Source organism: Sphingobium sp. LB126, assembly GCF_002795205.1.
Classification (GTDB): domain Bacteria; phylum Pseudomonadota; class Alphaproteobacteria; order Sphingomonadales; family Sphingomonadaceae; genus Sphingobium; species Sphingobium chungbukense.
This window is the reverse complement of the sequence record NZ_NETV01000001.1, coordinates 505173-521696: the sequence shown is the minus strand read 5'-3', so window position 1 is coordinate 521696 and position 16524 is coordinate 505173. Positions and strand designations below refer to the sequence as shown.

14 protein-coding genes are annotated in these 16524 nt (G+C 61.9%); 8 read left to right on the top strand and 6 right to left on the bottom strand.

Annotation, left to right across the window (positions count from 1 at the left end):
• Window positions 1-50: 50 nt before the first annotated feature.
• Complete coding sequence (locus CAF53_RS02445; protein ID WP_100237214.1) at window positions 51-248, top strand: hypothetical protein; 198 nt, start codon at window positions 51-53, stop codon at window positions 246-248.
• A gap of 225 nt (window positions 249-473) precedes the next feature.
• Here the strand turns inward: CAF53_RS02445 and CAF53_RS02440 are convergent, their stop codons facing one another.
• Window positions 474-710 carry a hypothetical protein gene (locus CAF53_RS02440; RefSeq protein ID WP_100238659.1) on the bottom strand — a complete coding sequence of 79 codons (237 nt, stop codon included), beginning with the start codon at window positions 708-710 and terminating at the stop codon, window positions 474-476.
• A gap of 670 nt (window positions 711-1380) precedes the next feature.
• Between CAF53_RS02440 and CAF53_RS02435 the strand changes: the two genes are divergently transcribed.
• On the top strand, window positions 1381-3483 hold the full coding sequence (locus CAF53_RS02435) for a DNA/RNA non-specific endonuclease (RefSeq protein ID WP_100237213.1): 2103 nt from the start codon (window positions 1381-1383) through the stop codon (window positions 3481-3483).
• Window positions 3484-3527: 44 nt separating this feature from the next.
• On the opposite strand, the gene CAF53_RS02430 is transcribed toward CAF53_RS02435, so the two are convergent.
• Window positions 3528-3833 (bottom strand): hypothetical protein, encoded by a 306-nt coding sequence (locus tag CAF53_RS02430; protein ID WP_100237212.1) that lies wholly within the window; start codon window positions 3831-3833, stop codon window positions 3528-3530.
• Window positions 3834-4046: 213 nt separating this feature from the next.
• Here CAF53_RS02430 and CAF53_RS02425 point away from each other — a divergent pair, with 213 nt between their 5' ends.
• Complete coding sequence (locus tag CAF53_RS02425) at window positions 4047-4547, top strand: hypothetical protein (RefSeq protein ID WP_100237211.1); 501 nt, start codon at window positions 4047-4049, stop codon at window positions 4545-4547.
• A 54-nt stretch (window positions 4548-4601) separates the two neighbouring features.
• Here the strand turns inward: CAF53_RS02425 and CAF53_RS02420 are convergent, their stop codons facing one another.
• From CAF53_RS02420 to CAF53_RS02410, 3 genes are read right to left on the bottom strand one after another with little or no spacing between them, the layout of a single operon-like run.
• Complete coding sequence (locus tag CAF53_RS02420; RefSeq protein WP_157801189.1) at window positions 4602-6029, bottom strand: hypothetical protein; 1428 nt, start codon at window positions 6027-6029, stop codon at window positions 4602-4604.
• On the bottom strand, window positions 6026-6514 hold the full coding sequence (locus CAF53_RS02415) for a hypothetical protein (RefSeq protein ID WP_100237209.1): 489 nt from the start codon (window positions 6512-6514) through the stop codon (window positions 6026-6028). Before CAF53_RS02415 ends, CAF53_RS02420 begins: the two co-directional genes overlap by 4 nt.
• Window positions 6515-6517: 3 nt before the next feature.
• Complete coding sequence (locus CAF53_RS02410) at window positions 6518-7015, bottom strand: hypothetical protein (protein ID WP_100237208.1); 498 nt, start codon at window positions 7013-7015, stop codon at window positions 6518-6520.
• A gap of 243 nt (window positions 7016-7258) precedes the next feature.
• On the opposite strand from CAF53_RS02410, the gene CAF53_RS02405 reads away from it, so the two are divergent.
• Both CAF53_RS02405 and CAF53_RS02400 read left to right on the top strand, forming a co-directional pair.
• Complete coding sequence (locus tag CAF53_RS02405; protein ID WP_100237207.1) at window positions 7259-8407, top strand: cystathionine beta-lyase; 1149 nt, start codon at window positions 7259-7261, stop codon at window positions 8405-8407.
• 323 nt (window positions 8408-8730) lie between these two features.
• Window positions 8731-9420: a GntR family transcriptional regulator gene (locus CAF53_RS02400; RefSeq protein ID WP_197707343.1), complete on the top strand. Its 690-nt coding sequence runs from the start codon at window positions 8731-8733 to the stop codon at window positions 9418-9420.
• A gap of 42 nt (window positions 9421-9462) precedes the next feature.
• Here the strand turns inward: CAF53_RS02400 and CAF53_RS02395 are convergent, their stop codons facing one another.
• A complete protein-coding gene (locus tag CAF53_RS02395) occupies window positions 9463-11283 on the bottom strand; it encodes an ABC transporter ATP-binding protein (protein WP_157801188.1) in 1821 nt (606 codons plus the stop codon).
• 168 nt (window positions 11284-11451) lie between these two features.
• Here CAF53_RS02395 and CAF53_RS02390 point away from each other — a divergent pair, with 168 nt between their 5' ends.
• The 3 genes from CAF53_RS02390 (at window position 11452) to CAF53_RS26975 (ending at window position 16373) form a co-directional block, all read left to right on the top strand.
• The gene (locus CAF53_RS02390; protein WP_100237204.1) at window positions 11452-12351 is read left to right on the top strand and encodes a MurR/RpiR family transcriptional regulator; all 900 of its coding nucleotides are present in this window, start codon (window positions 11452-11454) and stop codon (window positions 12349-12351) included.
• A 318-nt stretch (window positions 12352-12669) separates the two neighbouring features.
• Complete coding sequence (locus tag CAF53_RS02385; protein WP_197707342.1) at window positions 12670-14976, top strand: TonB-dependent receptor; 2307 nt, start codon at window positions 12670-12672, stop codon at window positions 14974-14976.
• Window positions 14970-16373: a PD40 domain-containing protein gene (locus tag CAF53_RS26975; RefSeq protein WP_157801187.1), complete on the top strand. Its 1404-nt coding sequence runs from the start codon at window positions 14970-14972 to the stop codon at window positions 16371-16373. Before CAF53_RS02385 ends, CAF53_RS26975 begins: the two co-directional genes overlap by 7 nt.
• Window positions 16374-16524: the final 151 nt, after the last annotated feature.

Here is a 16524-nt window from a genome sequence, read left to right as displayed (position 1 = left end):
ACAGCCCGCCCTTTCGGGGGCGGGCCTTTCTCACGTCGAAAGGACCAACCATGCGCGTCTATGGCGGTTGCATCGAACCGGGCGGCTATGAGCTTGAGAACGAGCGCGTCACGGCCCCATGTCCCGATTGCGGGAAGCCCGCGCGGCATCATCATTTCGAGCGGGCCGAAGGCTCGCTGAACCGATACCACACTATCGACTGCGACCATTGCGGACACGAAAGCGGGTATGACTTCCTGATGCCGTAACCGCAGCAGACCCGACCAGCCCAGCAGGACCGGCGCGGCATCCCCGCGACCGGCCCGAAGCCATGCGCTTTGCGCATGGGTGGGGGAAACCCGAACGGTTTCCCCCACGTCGCTCCTTATGCCGGGCCTGCGGCCCGCCAACGTCGCTCCCCTTTCCGCTGTGGCTGGCGCTGATATGGGGAGCAACGGCGAGCGCCTGGCGCGGGGCGAGGTTGCTCCGGCACATCATCGCGGGGCGGGCAGCGCCTTTAATGCCGCCAGCGCAGCCTCACCGCCGACCCGCAGCGCCTGCACCAACACTTCCCGGAAATCGCGCTCGGCCAACTGCTCGACCGGCAGCTCCGGGACGAGCTGCGCATACCGCCCGCGCACCCGTTTCCGGGTTTCCTCCACCTCTGCGGCAACCTTCCTCTGACGCTCGACCAACTCGGCGAGCTTATCCCGATCCGAAATCTTCGGCATGTCCATCGTCCTTCCCCGATGGCCTGCCCGCCGAGTCCAACTTTCCCTCCTTTTCGCGCCGACCACAAGCGTCAGTTCCGCACCGCATCGGACTGCCAATCCTCCACCCGGCGCGCGCGGCCATCGCCACCAGCAGGACGCCACCCCCACGCCGTGGATGCGCCCGCGCCTCCGGGCACGGGCTGCGCAGCGCCAAGGCGCTGCAAGCAGGGTGACTCACGGCCCCAGCCGTTTGTAATGGACCCTACGCACGGGTGCTGCGGATGAATCCGCGTGGATAATCAATAAGATATGACTGTGGGCGGTGTGTGCCGCGGTGTCGCGTACCCTGTCGTACACGGCCCACCGGAGCGCGCATCCCGGCGCTAACACTATAATATCTCGCCCTTTATTTTGTGGGCCACGTCAGACACGCCCAGTTCGCCTCCGATCGGCCCCTTCGCGCCGCGCGCATCATTGCGCCGCCCCAAGTCCGGCGCCGGGGCTTCGCCAGGCGGTTTCGAATAGTGGCTGGCAGCCCGCGCAGTTGCGGGCGCAACAGGTCAGTTCAGACATTCGTATCCGCCAGGATGGATGCAATTTTACGTCCCGGCGTCGTCAATAAACGGCCGAGTCCATCACCGGTCACAATTCGGGATTACTATCGAACCACCTTGGAGGGGGGAGTGCCATGGCGAACACCAACCTGTTCGATCAACGCCGCCACGCGGTGATGCTCACCGCCGCCAAGCGCTGGAAAAAGCAACCACCGACCACCGCGACCACGGCGGTATCGCCCTCCCAGCAAGCGCGCTACGACGCCCGTCGCGCCAGCCTGATCCGTGCCGGAGAACTCCAGGTCCAGGGGCGCTTGCCCGTCTTCATCGAGCGCAAGATCGGGCCAACGCTCGACTGGATCGCCGCCCCGCCAACGGAAGCGGCGCGCGCCGCAGGTCGCCCTGTCGCGCGGATCCTCGTGTCCGCCGATCCCAAAGTCGAGCCGCAGGGCTTCGCGACCGGCTTCATGATTTCGCCCTCCGTGCTACTGACCAACTGGCACGTCTTCCCCGATATCGCCTCCGCGCGGGGTGCCGGCGCGAACTTCCTGCATGAGGCTGGCGATGCCGGCGTGGCGCGCGGAATCACCTTCGAGGTCGATCCCGATGCGCTGTTTCATTCCGACGAGGGACTCGATTTCGCCGTCATCGCGGTCAAGCCGACGGCGCCCACGGGCGAGTTGCTCTCGTCCCTGAACTTCCTTGCCATCAACGGATCCTCCTCGAAGATCCTGCCCGGCATGCCGATCATGATCATCGAATATCCCGACGGCGACGCGAAGCGCTACGCCACCACCAACAACAAGCTGCTCGAGCTGCGCGACGACGGCTTCTTGCGCTACACGACCGACACGGCCGAAGGGTCGTCCGGCTCGCCCTGTTTCAGCGACGCCTGGGAGGTCTGCGCGCTCCATCACGCCTCGATCCCTCGCATCAACGGCAACGATATCCTGAAGAAGAATGGCTCGGTCTGGTCTCCCGGCGATCCGGACGAAGACATCGACTGGATCGCCAACGAGGGCATCCGGATCAGCTTTCTGGTGAAGGCGCTGAGCGCAATCACCCCGGCCAATCCCACCGGCCGCCGCCTGCTTGACGAGCTGCTCGCCGGCACCATCGATCCGGCCGACGACGTCGCCAATCTCACGACCACGGGCGCCATGGAGGCGGCGCCCAAGGTCGACCCGACGATCACGCCTCCGGAACCGCAGCTTCTCAATGGGGGAGATATGAGCGTGACCATGAATTTCACCGGCCCCGTGACGATCTATGTCGGGGGCGGGCAGCCTATCCCGAACGCACCCACTACCGCCGCGCCGACCCCCCCCGTCGCCGAAGAAAAGGCGCTCCGGTTCGATCCCAATTACGACGATCGCGAGGGTTATGATCCGGGGTTCCTGGGGAATGGCATCCTGGTTCCGCTGCCCTCGGTGAGCGCCGCGCGCGACGGCGAGATGTACAAGGAGAACGGGGAAATTCTCGTCCTCAAATATCATCACTACAGCCTGGCGACGAACGCCGACCGGCGCATCCAGATGTGGTCGGCCGTCAATGTCGACTATGATCCGGCCAAGCGGATGGTGAGCGGGCGGGACTTCTTCGGGAGAGATCGCTGGATCGGAGATCCCCGCATCCCGGCGAAGTTCCAGCTCGCCGATGCCGACGTCTATGGTCCCGCGGGACAGTTCGATCGCGGCCATATCGTGCGCCGCGAGGACAATGCCTGGGGGGCGACGCCCAACGAGGTCGAGTTCGCCAACTCCGACACCTTCCACTGGACCAACTGCACGCCGCAGCACGCAGCGTTCAATCGCGAGAATGCCGGCGGTATCTACAAGGGCGTCCTCGGCATCTGGGGTGGCTTCGAAAGCCATATCCAGAAGGATCTGCAGACGGGCGACACGCGCGCCTGCATTCTCGCCGGGCCGGTGCTGGCTGCGGATGATACGAAGGAAGATTTCGGCACAGGCCCCATCCAATATCCCGAGACCTTCTGGAAGGTCGTGGCCGTCGCATCGCAGGATGCGGGCGGTGCGCGCTCTCTGCGCACCTATGGCTTCCTGCTCTCCCAGAAGGACGTCATCGCCCGCTTCGGGGTCGAGTTCGCACCCGGCGAATATGCCCGCTATCAGGTGCCGCTCGCGACGATCACGGAAAAGACCGGCGTGGTTTTCAACGCCGTCCTGCTCAACGCCGACACCAAGGGTGCCGCGGCGGCGGCCGCCGAAGAGAATTGATCGCGGCGCGCGAGGGCCTCGCGGGCCGCGCGCGATCCCGCAGCCTAGATCTGCGCGCGGTTGCCCTTGACCACTTCGGCTACCAGCAACAAGTCTTTGTTTGCGGTCAATCGGCCCCTGAGTTCGGCCAGGAGATCGGCAGCGCGCGCCTTGTTGCTCTTCACGAGCCAGGTCGATGTCGCGACATGGCCAGCGTCCTCAAATTCATCTTCCCGCGTCGCGGCCTCCATCTTCTTCAGGCGCCCTGTGATATCGTTATAGCGCTCTTCGGGTGTACCACTCGTGGTGTCCTGGTCGGCGATGCGATAGACGACCTGATATGTTTTTCCGATGATTTCAGCGGCGCGCATAGTCTTCGAGCTTCCCTTCGTGGACGGCCGCCACAACAAGGATCGTTGCTGGCCCGCATGGCTGGCGAGCGATATGAAGCACAGACCTTTCCGAGCCGTTGCGGGCCGGCGGGCGGAGAGGCGATCTCGATTGGATTCACTAAAAAACCAAGCCCGCCTCCATTTGATGGCGCGGCTTTCCGGGAGCGATCTTTCTGATAGGCTGACCTGACCATGAGCGCCGAACTCGCCAGATTGCTATATCATACCGGCAGATCGCATGCCGGCGCGGCCTGCCTCCTGTACCGCGCCGCGGTCGAGTATGCGGCGGACGAAGGGATCGACGATCCCGTATCGCAGGCGTTCAACGGACCGAATTCCCTGTCCATTCAGTATCTGCTCGGCCTCGGTCTCGAGCTCATGTTGAAGTCGGCGATCGTCGCCTGGGATGGAAGCGCGGACGCTAAATATCTCCAGGACCAGATACGGCACGACCTTGTGAAGGCGCTCAACGAGGCGGAAAAACGAGGGTTCGCCTCGCAGTCACCCCATCTGCGCGAGATCGTTGAGGTTCTGCAAAAACCCTACTTCAAGCACTGGTTCCGATACCAGCGGCCCGACCAGTTCGCCCTCCCGGGCGATTTCGATCAGGTCGTTCACTTGCTGCAAGTGCTGGAAGCCGAGCTGACCGCGAAGCTCGATGCGGCCGACGCCGAGGCCCCGAAGCAGGCGTAAAGCGTCCGGCGATCGGGGACTTTGCCATTGCCTGCCGGCGCACATCTGGCAACGCTAATTGCCGAACGCGAGATCGATCGTTCCCGTGAGCGGCGCCTTGTCGTCGTCGCAATATTGCGTGAACCGCAGGGCAAGGCGCCCGCCACCCGCGCCCGGAAGCGCGGTGATCTCGAACTCTCCGTGCAGCTCGTTACACCCCGAACTGTGCCCAGAAGCGGACATGCCGTTGCGGCCATCCTGCTGAAAGGGAGAGCGGGTCGCGCCCGCATAGCGCCCGATCGCGAGCGGTATCGGCGCGGCGAATTCGAATGACCAATCGCCGTCAGGATCGGCGACGGCGATGTCGAGCGTCTGTGGGTCGGAGAAAGTGACCGCAAAATCCTTCGTCAGGGTCAGCGGTTGGCCTCCCAGGATGCTCTCTCCGGCCGCGCTGCGCAGGATCACCGAGCCGCGCGCGGGTAGGGGCTTGGGCGCCGCGGCTGCGCGCGCCGACTTGGCCAGGCAACATAGCTGCGGCACCGTCGCCGTGCCTTCGCGATCCTCGATCTCGCCGGGTTGGGCGCCGGCCCGAATGACCGGCATGTCCCACCACGCCGCGCGCTGCGCATGCGTGATCGACGGCGTCGTCAGCGGATCGCCATGCGGGTCGGTCAGCGCCGCGACCATCGACGCCAGGGTGACGCCGCGACCATTTGCCTTCGCGCTATTGATGAGGAGCACAAGACGCCGCGCGAGCGGCCCCATGGAATTGTGTGTCGGATCGGCGGGGTCTGGCGCAACCTTCACCGTCTTGCCCGGTTCGATCGAGAACAGCACCGGATCGTTCTGGTGGAACTCGTTCAGGAACCGCAGCGCCGTGGCGATATCGCCGATATTCTGCTGTGCCATCGGGGTCAGCACCGGACTGTCCAAACGCGATGGCGTCCCCTCATAACAGGTATCGACCACCAGCAGATAATGCAGCTTCGCCTTGTTGAGGCGATCGACCAGCGTGGCGGCGTGGATCGCCTGTTCGGCCAGTTCGACCGGGGAGAGCTTCTCCGGCTCGCCGCGATAAGTCAGGTCTCCCGGCACCGAAAACTGGTTCCACGAGAACCCGTCCGATATGCCGTGCGCGGCGATATAGACGATAAGCAGCGGGGTCTCGCCGGCGCGCCGATCCTTTGCGATCCGCGCGAGGATCGCTTCGACCGCGGCGTCGATGTCCTTCTTGCCGACGATGCTCCCCTCCGGCGAGGTTAGCGTGATCCCGAATTTCGCGCCGCCCTGGGCAAGCAGATCGGCAAGGCTGTTCGCGCCATTGCGGGCTCCAAGCAGTTCGGGAAACCCATGATCGGCGGGATCGGCCGGCTGCAGGAAACGGGACGAACCGACCGACAAAAAATAGACCGGCGACGCGGGCTGGGCGGCAGCGGGCCGAGCGCAGCCGAACAGGAGCAGCGCCAACAGCACGAGAGCGGGGAGGGGTATTCGCCGGATCACGACCCGGTCGGCACGACGACACCCTCGAGCTTGCCGGTGGCGAGCGATGTGCGGCAGGCCTTGGCCAGTATGTCGGCCCGCTGCATCAGGCGGGTGTCGTCTTTCGACCAGCCACTCGCCTGGTCGCGATACTCCCGATCGAACGCGATCATCGCCTTCTCGACCTCGGGATCTTCCACCAGGACCATCGCACCCCAATAGGCGGTTCGGAATTCGACATAGGCCTTGGCGCGCTCCTCGCCCTTGGTCGCTGCGAGCCGGCCGGCGAGTTCCGTCACATTCTGATAGGTGGTGAGCTTCTGCTGCCAAAGCGTCCGGCGGAACGCGATCGAGTCGCGCAGCTTCTCCGCATTCTCGGTTTCAACGCGCCGGCTATTCTCGCCATGATTGAACTCCCAGACGCCCACGAGGATGCCCAGGATCGTCAGGACCGGCGCGATCACGCCGAGGCGGACGTCCCATCTGCGCTTGTTGTCCTCATCCATCGCTCAATCCTTGGACAGGCCAAGGATGATGTCTTTGGTCGGAACGCCTTTGGATGGTCCCAATAGCTGCCAGCGCATCTGCGGCGCGCGTTCCGTTCCGCTGAAGGTCAACAGATATGCGCCGTCGCCGAAGATGATCTCGACATCGAGCGGGCTGGTGCGCTTGAGCGTCCAGGAGAACTTGCCGGTTCTGAGCATGTGGTCGATGCACTGCGTGATCTGGACATTGCTGTCGGCCTGGAAGCGGTAGGTCTCGCCGGCCGTGCAGTCGCTCTTGCTCCCCATCGACAGGACGACCCGCTCCTTGATCCAGGTTCTCGGCCGGCTGCCGACCAACTGGGTCCGCAGTTTGGAGATCTCGGCATCGGGCTGCTGCTGTGCCGGCGCGGGCGATGTGAGCACCAGCAGGCACACCGACAAGGCGCCACCTGTGAGGGTGCGGAGCGGCCGACGCTCAGCGCGCGCGTCGGCATGGTTCGAGCGGCGAACGGCAAAGGTCATCGTTCTGAAATCCCCCGCGCTCACCGAAGATGAGCAGCAGCATGATAGATGATTCCAACGGCGAAATCGAGCGGGACAAAGTCGAGAACGGTCAATATCGGCGCCATCGGCAATTGATCGAAGCACTTCGCATGGCTCTTGATTCTTCGGCGCTCACCGGATCAAAGTCCCGCCGACACCAAGCCTCGCCACGCCCCGCGTCCCCGATCGCGGTCGGCATGGCCCCTCTCAGGAGATGCGATCTTGCACTGGCGGACCAGGATTCTTCACGCGCAAGCCGCGCAGTCGAACGACTTTCATGCGCTGGCTACACCGGTCTATCGCGGTTCCACCGTGGCGTTCGAGCGAGTCGCCGACATCGCCGATGATTGGCGGCAGAAGGACGGCGCCTATAGCTATGGCCTGTATGGCAGCCCGACCGTGCTCGAGCTGGGTGCGCGCATTGCCGAGATGGAAGGGGCCTATCACAGCTTCATCGTTCCCTCCGGCCAGGCCGCGATCTCGCTTGTCTATCTTGCCCTGTGCAAGGCGGGTGATCATGGGTTGGTGCCGATCAGCGCCTATGGTCCCAATCGCGCATTGGCCGCGGACCTTCTCAAGGGTTTCGGCGTCGAGGTCGATCTCTACGATCCGGGCATAGGGGCCGGGATCGCCAACCTGATCCGACCGAACACCCGGCTTATCTGGACCGAGAGTCCGGGGTCGGCGACGATGGAGGTGCAGGACATTCCCGCGATCGTCGCGGCGGCGAAAGCCCGCGACGTGCTGATGGCGCTCGACAATACCTACGCGGCCGGCGTGCTGTTCGACGCCTTCGCGCACGGTGTCGACATCAGCATTCAGGCGCTCACCAAATATGTCGGCGGTCATAGCGATCTCCTGCTTGGGTCGATCTCCGTGGCGAACAGCGCGCTCTACGAGCGCATCGGCACCGTCCGGTCGCAACTGGGGCTGAGCGTTTCCCCCGATGAGGCCAGCCTTGCCCTGCGGGGGTTGCAAACGCTGGGGATGCGGCTCGAACGGCTTGAGCGTTCGACGCTGGAGATCGCGACCTGGCTATCAACCCGGCCGGAGATCGCCGCGGTATTCCACCCCGCGCTTCCAAGCTGCCCGGGGCACGAATTGTGGAAACGCGACTTCACCGGCTCGGCAAGCGTCTTCTCCATCCTCTTTTCGGACGACATACCGACGGAGCAGGTCACCTCGTTCGTCGATGCGCTCAGGCTTTTTCAGAAGGGGTGGAGCTGGGGCGGAACCACCGCGCTGGCGATGGTCTATCCAGAGTTCAAACGGTCCGATGCGGATTATAGTGGCCGCCTCGTCCGGCTCAATGTCGGGCTTGAGGAGCCGACGGATCTGATCGCGGACCTGGAGCGCGCTTTGACAACATAAAGTCGCACGCTGACCAGCGTGCCGGCGCAGTGAGGAATTCGAATGTCTGCTGCGCCTGATGGCCGTGGCGTGATGCCAGTCCGGCCGCGCCGCGCGCGAGTCGAGGCAAACGGGCCGGGTTAGTTCGGGAGTTCCGGCAAACGAAACAAACCGGACACTATAAATTGGCAGTTACGGTGCCATAACAATTTCAAGCTGATAGGGGTCAGCTTCTCAAAATGGAAACGATTGTCTATTCGCAGACGGCGCTGGGTTGGTATGTCTGCCTAATTCTGAAATGCGAGCGCCTACAATAGCTTGGCGACGAACAATAGGTGGGCGACGTGACAACGGCACCCCGTGAGGATGTACCTACCCGGAAAAGTGACGCGGCTTACGAGACGCTGAAGGGGCTCGTGCTCAACGGGCGTATTCGGCCCGGCAGGCATCTCGTTCTGTATGACTTGGCCGAGCATCTCAAGATCGGCGAGACTCCGTTGCGCGATGCAATGCTGCGCCTGGCGACCGAAGGCCTGCTTGCGCGCGACAACAGCTCCGGCTTCTCGACCAAGGAGTTCCGGGTCGATGAGCAGCGACAGATCCTGGAATTGTGCGACCTGATGCTCACCCATGCGGTTCTCAATGCTGGCGATCGCGTGTCGGGGCAGTTACTGACCGACCTCGCCGAACTTGAGAACGCCCCGGCGGCTACCATAGAGGAGGCCGCGCAGCTCGCCGGCCGAATCCGGGACATGTATCTGGAGATCGCTCGCGCCGCCGGGAACGACGTGCTGCGCGATCAATGCCGCGTCATGGTCGATCGAAGCCACATGGTGCGGATGCTCGACCTTCAGATAGGCGAGTCCGGCAGACACACGATCGACGACCTTCGCGAATTCGGTGTCGCGATGGCGGCCCGTGAGGTCGAGCAGGCGGTCGCTTCGGTCAAGGCGATCCTCGGTCGCCGGATCGATCGCTTGCCATTGCTGGTGAAGGAGGCGAACTTCCTCGCCTCCGATGCGAGCTTTCCCTGACGTGGGAAGCACGGCCGGCTTCTGCACCGACGCCGCGGCTCATCATGCTCCGTTGAGATCTTCGTCCGTCGCCTGCGATCGCCAGAGCTTGGCGTAGAGACCACCGAGGTCGAGCAGCTCGCGATGCGTTCCGCGCTCGACGATCCTGCCGCGATCGAGCACGAGGATCTGGTCGGCACCAACGACGGCGCTCAGCCGGTGCGTCACCACCAGCGTCGTCGTACCCTGCGACAGGCCCCGCATCGCCGTCCAGACCGCCCGCTCGGTCGCTGGGTCCAGCGCGGCCGTTGCTTCGTCCAGGATAACGAACTGTGCTTGCTTTAGCACCGCGCGCGCGATCGAAACCCTCTGCTTCTCGCCGCCGGACAATTTGAGGCCGCGTTCGCCGACCAGCGTGTCGAGACCCTCCGGCAGGTCGGCAAGCAGCGCCGACAGGTGCGCGCGGCCCGCGGCGGCGGCGACCTCTTCATCCTCCGCCTGGTCGACAGCGAAGCGGATGTTCGCCGCGATCGTGTCATGAAAGAGGATCGTGTCCTGGCTCACCAGAGCGATCTGTTGCCGCAAGGTCTCGAGCGGAATCGAGCCGAGCGGCACACCATTGAGCAGGATCGTGCCCGACCAGGGATCATAGAAGCGCAGCGCCAGTCGCATGAGCGAGGATTTGCCCGCACCCGAGGGGCCGACGATCCCGATCGTGGCGCCGGGCGTAGCAGTGAACGTGACGCCATCGATCGTCTTTCGGTCGCCATACCCGAAGGCGACATCCTCAAATCGCAGCTCGGCCGGGCGACGTTCTGGCGACGTATCGCTGCCGGCGCTTGGGCTCTGCTCGGGCGCCGCCGCCAGAATGGATGCGATCTCCTTGAGGTATGAAAGGCCCTGGCCGATGTCGCGGATCGCGAAGCCGAGCATCTCGACGGGGCGCACCAGTTGCAGCACATAGGCGTTGATCAGGACGAAGGCCCCGATGGTCATACGCCCCGATGCCATGTCGCTGCCCGCGAACCACAGAATCGCGCCGAACGAGATGCCGAAGACGATCGCGACGGCGATGCCGTTCTCGAGGCGCCGCCACGCGAATTGGCTCCATCCCTGCTCGGTTGCGCCGAGCATCGCATCATAGCGGCTCGCGAACCGCCGCTCGGCGGTATAGGCCTTGATGGCCTCGACGTTCATCAGGCCGTCCGAAACGAGGCCGCCCGCATCGACCTGTGCGGACGAGACGCGGTCGATAGGCGCGGTCAACCGGGCCACGCCGATCGCGAACACCACGCAATAGGTAACCAGGCCGCCGAACAGCAGCATGCCCAGGGTGCCGTCGAGGACGGTCGCGAGAACCACGCCGGCCACAACCAGTTGAACGATCACCGGCGCGATCGTCAGCACGAAGTGCATGGCAACCAGGCGGAGGCCGAGCACTCCCTGCGACAATGCCTGGGCGAAAGCCCCCGAGCGCCGTTCGAGATGCACCGACAAGGGGAGGGCCAGAATGTGTGCATAGGCGTCGGCCGAGAACGTCCGGACCATCCGCTGCTCCGCGCGCGCATAGAGATAGGTCTGCGCCTGCTCGAAGAGGCGCTGCAGGGCGAGGGCTCCCACATACAGGGCCACCGGCATGACGATGGTAAGGGCCGATGCCGGCACAATCGCGGGCACTGAAAGGCGGTCGATCAACCCCTTCAGGGCAAGAGGCGCCAGGCTCGCGACAAGTCCGCCCGCAACGACAAGAACGACGGTCAGCACAATCCAGAGCATGACGGCCCGGTCAGAGACAGCCACAATCTTCTTGAAAACGAAACGCAGCGGCGCCCGAATTTCTTTGACTGCGCCCTTATTGGGCCGATGGAGATGCTTGAACATCATCTTGGGATCGCGAACCGAGCCCCCATTGGCGGCAACCGCATGTGATTGCGCGCATTTGAATCTTATCTTCGATTGTGAGCGGTGCTTCAAATCACAAAGTTCTCACTTTGGAAACGTTTCTGCGTGGAGTAAGCAAATCGGAATAGCCAGTGTGGTAAGGAAATCGGAATGGACGGCGAAACACAGGGCTCCGGAGCGCTCGCGACCGAGGGGACATTGCCCCCGACCGACGATATTCGCGATGCGCTGCGCGGTATCCGCGAGGGCGCCGGCGAAGGCACAGTGCGCATCATCGACATGATCCTGAACCGTCCGCTGGACGTGCTCGGGATGACGCTGATCGAGATGGCCGAGGCGGCTTCCGTCAGTGACAGCATGGTCATCAAGGTGCTCAAGCGTGTGAACCTGACTGGCTTCCAGTCGCTTAAGATAGCGCTGGCCCACAGCCTGGGCTCGCCGACCAACGCCATTCACGAGGATCTCAGCCGCGGCGACGACTACGGCACCATCATCAGAAAGACCTTCGGCGCCAATGTCCAGGCGCTGCTCGACACCGAACTAACCCTGAAACCGGAATTGCTTGGGCAGGCCGTCGAGATCCTCAGCAAGGCAGAAAAGATCGACATCTACGGCATCGGGTCGGCTGCACCAATCGCGGAGGATGCCTATTACCGACTGATCCGGATCGGGCTGGACGCGCGGATCTCGACCGACAGTCACCTCCAGGTGACGACGGCGTCGATCGCCAACAAGAAGACGGCCGTCCTGACGATAAGCCACTCCGGAAGCACGCTCGAGACCCTCGATGCCACCAAGCTCGCCAAGAAGGCCGGCGCGAAGGTCGTGGTGATCACCGGCTATAAGCAATCGCCGATCCAGCAGCACGCCGACGTCGTGCTTCAAACCAGGGCGCGGGAGACGAAGTTCCGCACGGAGGCGATGACCAGCCGAATCGCCCAGCTCGCAATCGTTGATGCTTTGATCGCCGCGCTCGCTTTAAGGCACTATGATTCGTCCCTCGCGACCCTGAATACCACGTTCGAGGCGCTCTCCTTGAGGCGGGTCTAGTAAGTGAATCGGAATTGTATGTGCCTGCGAAGGCGCGCACGCTGCGGCGCACAAATGCCTGTGATTCCTCGATAACGCGCAAAAAAATGGCTGTTTTTCGGGGTCTTTGCTGACGTATCCGGAAAGGGGCGTTCCGGGAAACTTACCAAAATTTGCGCATAATACGCCCAAAATGGTGCAAAATTGTCATATTTCCCCCATAGAGGCGGTAAGCAAATCGGAATCGGGTGGCGATTCCGGGTCCGCTCAAGGGGGAATTGAATGCATAGTCGTTTGGTTTGGTGGAAATCTCGGTCCACTGTGATGGGCTCAGTCGCTATGAGCGCCTTGCTCTGGGCTGGCCAGGCGATGGCGCAAGATAGTCGAGATCTCGCAAACGCGAACAAGCAGACATCCGCCGACCCGACGAGCGAGAGCAGCAAGGAAGGGCCTTCTTCGGACTCCGATATTCTTGTCACTGGGTCAAACATCCGTGGCAACACGAACACTTCCACGTCGCTGTCGATCATATCGCGCGGTGATTTCGAACGAAGTGGATTTCTCGACGCGGGCCAGGCGGTGAGGAGTATTCCTCAGAATTTTAGCGGAGGCTACAACGTCGAAAACTACTCGGTCGGCGTGGCCGAGGATCAGGCCAACCTCAATCAGGCGATCGCCTCCAGCCCCAATCTTCGGGCCCTCGGTTCCGGCGCGACCCTCACTCTCCTCAATGGAGGACGCCTGACATCAGCGGGCTCTGGCTTGTCGGTGGACATGTCGCTCATTCCTACTGCGGCAATCGACCGCATCGAGGTGCTCGCTGACGGCGCCTCGTCCACGTATGGCGCGGACGCGGTTGCTGGAGTGGTCAACATTATCACGAAGCGCTCCTACGATGGCGTTGAAACGCGTGCATTATATGGGGGCGCGCAGGGTGGAATGGCGACTTATAATGGCAGCATTTTGGCCGGCGGGAGCGCAGGGCGCTTTAGCGGTGTCGTCAGCGCTGAATATTTGCGACAGGGCAGCCTCTCCGCTGACGATCGGGCACAGGCGAAGAACATCGTCATGCCTTACACTCTCATCCCCCTTCAGAAGCGTGCGTCATTCATGGCGGCCGGCACCTTCGACGTCACGTCCAACGTCCAACTGTTCGCCGATGGCTTCTACACGCACGCCCAACTGGACTCTGATCTATCGAATTCGATTTATGCTGCCCACGGCGTGAACAAGACCGATCAGTTTCTGGCGGACGCCGGCCTCTCTGCGAAGATCGGGAACTCATGGCACGCGACCTTGACCGGCACGCTGAGCCGGAACAATCCTGAGCAGGTGTCCTCGGGCGTCCTCACCAGCAGCGGACGGAGATTTTCCTCGAGCTGGGATCGAATTTCGATGCTCAAGTCAGTGCAGGCGCTGGCTGACGGCGAACTGTTCAGCCTCCCGGCCGGCGCCGTGAAGGCTTCGATCGGCGGTTCCTATCGCTATGAAAGCACCCGATCGACGTTCGACCCGGAAGCTTCCGCGCATCGCGACGTGGTGTCTGTATTCGGTGAGCTGGCAATCCCCTTGGTATCGCCGGAGCAATCGGTACCATTCGTTCATCGGCTCTCCCTTACAACATCGGGCCACTGGGATCGCTACGGCGGCGGCATCGGTTCCGCCTTCGTTCCGAAGTTCGCCGGGGCGTGGGAGGTGAGCGACTCGATCGAACTGCGGGGATCCTATTCTCGTTCCTATCGGGCGCCGAACTTGAACGAGCTGAGCTCGAACTATGTTGCGTACCTGACGGACGCAATTGCCGATAATTCGGGCGGAACCACGCGCATTCTATGGGTTCAGGGTTCGGGCAGAAATCTTCATCCCGAAAAATCCGACAACATGAATTTTCAGCTCAGATACCACCCGAGCCAGATCAAGGGATTGGATTTATCCGTCGGTTACTACCGATTTGTTTACAAAAATCGCATTGCCGACCCCGATCCGAATACCATCTCGTTCGACGACATCCGCAACACGCTGCCGATCATGATTGACCGGACTCCGAGCGCGGCGCAGGTCCAGGCATTGATACAAGGTGCCAGCTTCTTCGGCGGCGGCAACCCAGCCGGCGTCACCGCGATAGTCGATAGTCGCTTGGTGAACCTATCGAAGACGGAGATTTCCGGCCTTGAGGGAAGGGTAGCCTACGCGGCCAACATCGGCGCTTCAGCAATCTCTTTCTCGAGTAACATCAACTACATCGATAAATTCGTAGACTATGTCACAGCCGGCGCCAGTCCGACCTCGCGGGTGGGAACGACATTCTCGCCGCCACACTGGCGGGCACGAACCTTGGCGAACTGGGAGATATCTCGTTTTTCCACACAAATCGCCTGGAACTACGTCGGTTCGTATGAAGACAATCGATCTCCAACAGCGAACATCCCAGTCGATTCATGGAATACGGTCGATCTCGGAGTTACAATTCATCTCGGTAACAATCGCGAGCGCGACACGCGATTGAATTTGGTCGCAACCAACGTTTTCAATGCCCGGCCGCCATTCATCGCGGCGACCAGTTCATTGGTCCCCGCAAACTGGGATCCGACGAACGCATCAATTGTTGGCCGATTCCTAAGCATCGAGTTCGTCAAGAAATGGTGATCACGCGACTACTTCCACTGTCATTCATCCTCGCAGCGACAATACCCCAATCCGCCTCTGCCCAAGGTCTGACGGCGGATTGGGCCGGAAACACCTTCGGAGCGGCAATCCAAGGTCCGGCGCTTGGCGGCGCGATCTCCATCAATGACCTCGTGCGACTGCGAGATCTCGGCGGCATTAGTTTGTCGCCAGATGGACTAAAGATCGCGTTTCCAGTTTACCAAGCAATCCCGGAGACAAATAACTATGTCCAAAAATGGTTTGTAGTTCGAACCGACGGATCGGCTCCGCCGGAGGCCATCGCGTTAGATGGTGGACAGCCGATTTCGACGGACATCCATGGATTGCCGTATTCCTATGTCTTCCCAGCCTATGCTCGCTGGTCCCCTGACGGGAAGAGAATCGCGATTAGGCGCCTTGCAGAAGGTCGCATAGAGCTATGGCTAGTGGAACTGGACTCCGGCCGAGTAGCGCAGGTTCCAACCGGGCCTGCGCAGGTTACATCGTTCGCCTGGGCTACAAATAGCACGTTGCTGTTTCACACAGGACTCAATGTGGCAAAGTTCGAGGCCTCGGTGGCGAACGAAGCGGATCATGGTTGGTTGCTTGATCGCAGAGTGCAACTCTACGCCTCGCGCGTGAAGCCTACACCACCGAATTGCGATCGCCAGCCGGAGGCGCCGGGTTGCGAAAGCCAGACGCGCGCATACGATGTGGGAGGACAAGTGCGCGCTGCAAGTGAGCGCGAGGACGCCCAATATTCGCACCTCCTCGATTCAACCGCTACGGCGCAGCGTCGCGCCAACGCGACCGGCACTACGGTGCGAGCGGCGGCGATCGATCCACGGATGGAGGATAAAGATATGCCGATGCGCCAGATGCGCATCGAAGCGCCAACGAAAAAGGAGTGTGGTGATCCGCGATGTATCGGCATGTACATTCACGACTATGGCTGGCTACCGGATGAGAAGTCCATTTGGTTCTATAAGTTAGAGAGTAGCCTAGAGCGTGCCGACGGCGCGCCCAGAGATATGTCCGGGTTCTATGTGTGGAATGTTAGCACCGGAAAGGTCAGGACGATCTTTCGTCAGCCCGGCGTCCTCGACGACTGCCACGTCCACGGCGAAGCGGCTATCTGCATCGAAGAGGCGGCGAAAACACCGCGCCGTGTTATTTCGATCAACCTCAAAAGCGGAAAAACTCACGTTCTTGCGGATCCAAATCCCGCCTTTGCGACAAAAAAATACCCGCGCGTCCGTGAGATTGTGCTCAAGGATGATGAAGGTAACATCGGGTTTGCCCAAGTTATATATCCGAATGATTATATATCCGGGAAACGTTATCCTGTAGGGCGACATTTACGGAGGCCGGTCGGCGTCAATTATGATGGCCGGTAAGCGGCCGCACCGAGTGGTAGGATTTGGGTATCACGCAAGCTCCGCAGTGGCAACGGGCCTTGGGCAATTAGGGATGTTGGATAATTGTCGCTGGCGCCGGTGGTAAAGCCCGCTGTGGCGGTGCGGGAGTAATTGACGGTGGCGACAATTA

Coding starts and splice junctions, on each gene's coding strand:
- CAF53_RS02445 (WP_100237214.1), top strand. CDS start 51: ATGCGCGTCTATGGCGGTTGCATCGAACCGGGCGGCTATGAGCTTGAG.
- CAF53_RS02440 (WP_100238659.1), bottom strand. CDS start 710: ATGCCGAAGATTTCGGATCGGGATAAGCTCGCCGAGTTGGTCGAGCGT.
- CAF53_RS02435 (WP_100237213.1), top strand. CDS start 1,381: ATGGCGAACACCAACCTGTTCGATCAACGCCGCCACGCGGTGATGCTC.
- CAF53_RS02430 (WP_100237212.1), bottom strand. CDS start 3,833: ATGCGCGCCGCTGAAATCATCGGAAAAACATATCAGGTCGTCTATCGC.
- CAF53_RS02425 (WP_100237211.1), top strand. CDS start 4,047: ATGAGCGCCGAACTCGCCAGATTGCTATATCATACCGGCAGATCGCAT.
- CAF53_RS02415 (WP_100237209.1), bottom strand. CDS start 6,514: ATGGATGAGGACAACAAGCGCAGATGGGACGTCCGCCTCGGCGTGATC.
- CAF53_RS02410 (WP_100237208.1), bottom strand. CDS start 7,015: ATGACCTTTGCCGTTCGCCGCTCGAACCATGCCGACGCGCGCGCTGAG.
- CAF53_RS02395 (WP_157801188.1), bottom strand. CDS start 11,283: ATGATGTTCAAGCATCTCCATCGGCCCAATAAGGGCGCAGTCAAAGAA.
- CAF53_RS02390 (WP_100237204.1), top strand. CDS start 11,452: ATGGACGGCGAAACACAGGGCTCCGGAGCGCTCGCGACCGAGGGGACA.
- CAF53_RS02385 (WP_197707342.1), top strand. CDS start 12,670: ATGAGCGCCTTGCTCTGGGCTGGCCAGGCGATGGCGCAAGATAGTCGA.
- CAF53_RS26975 (WP_157801187.1), top strand. CDS start 14,970: ATGGTGATCACGCGACTACTTCCACTGTCATTCATCCTCGCAGCGACA.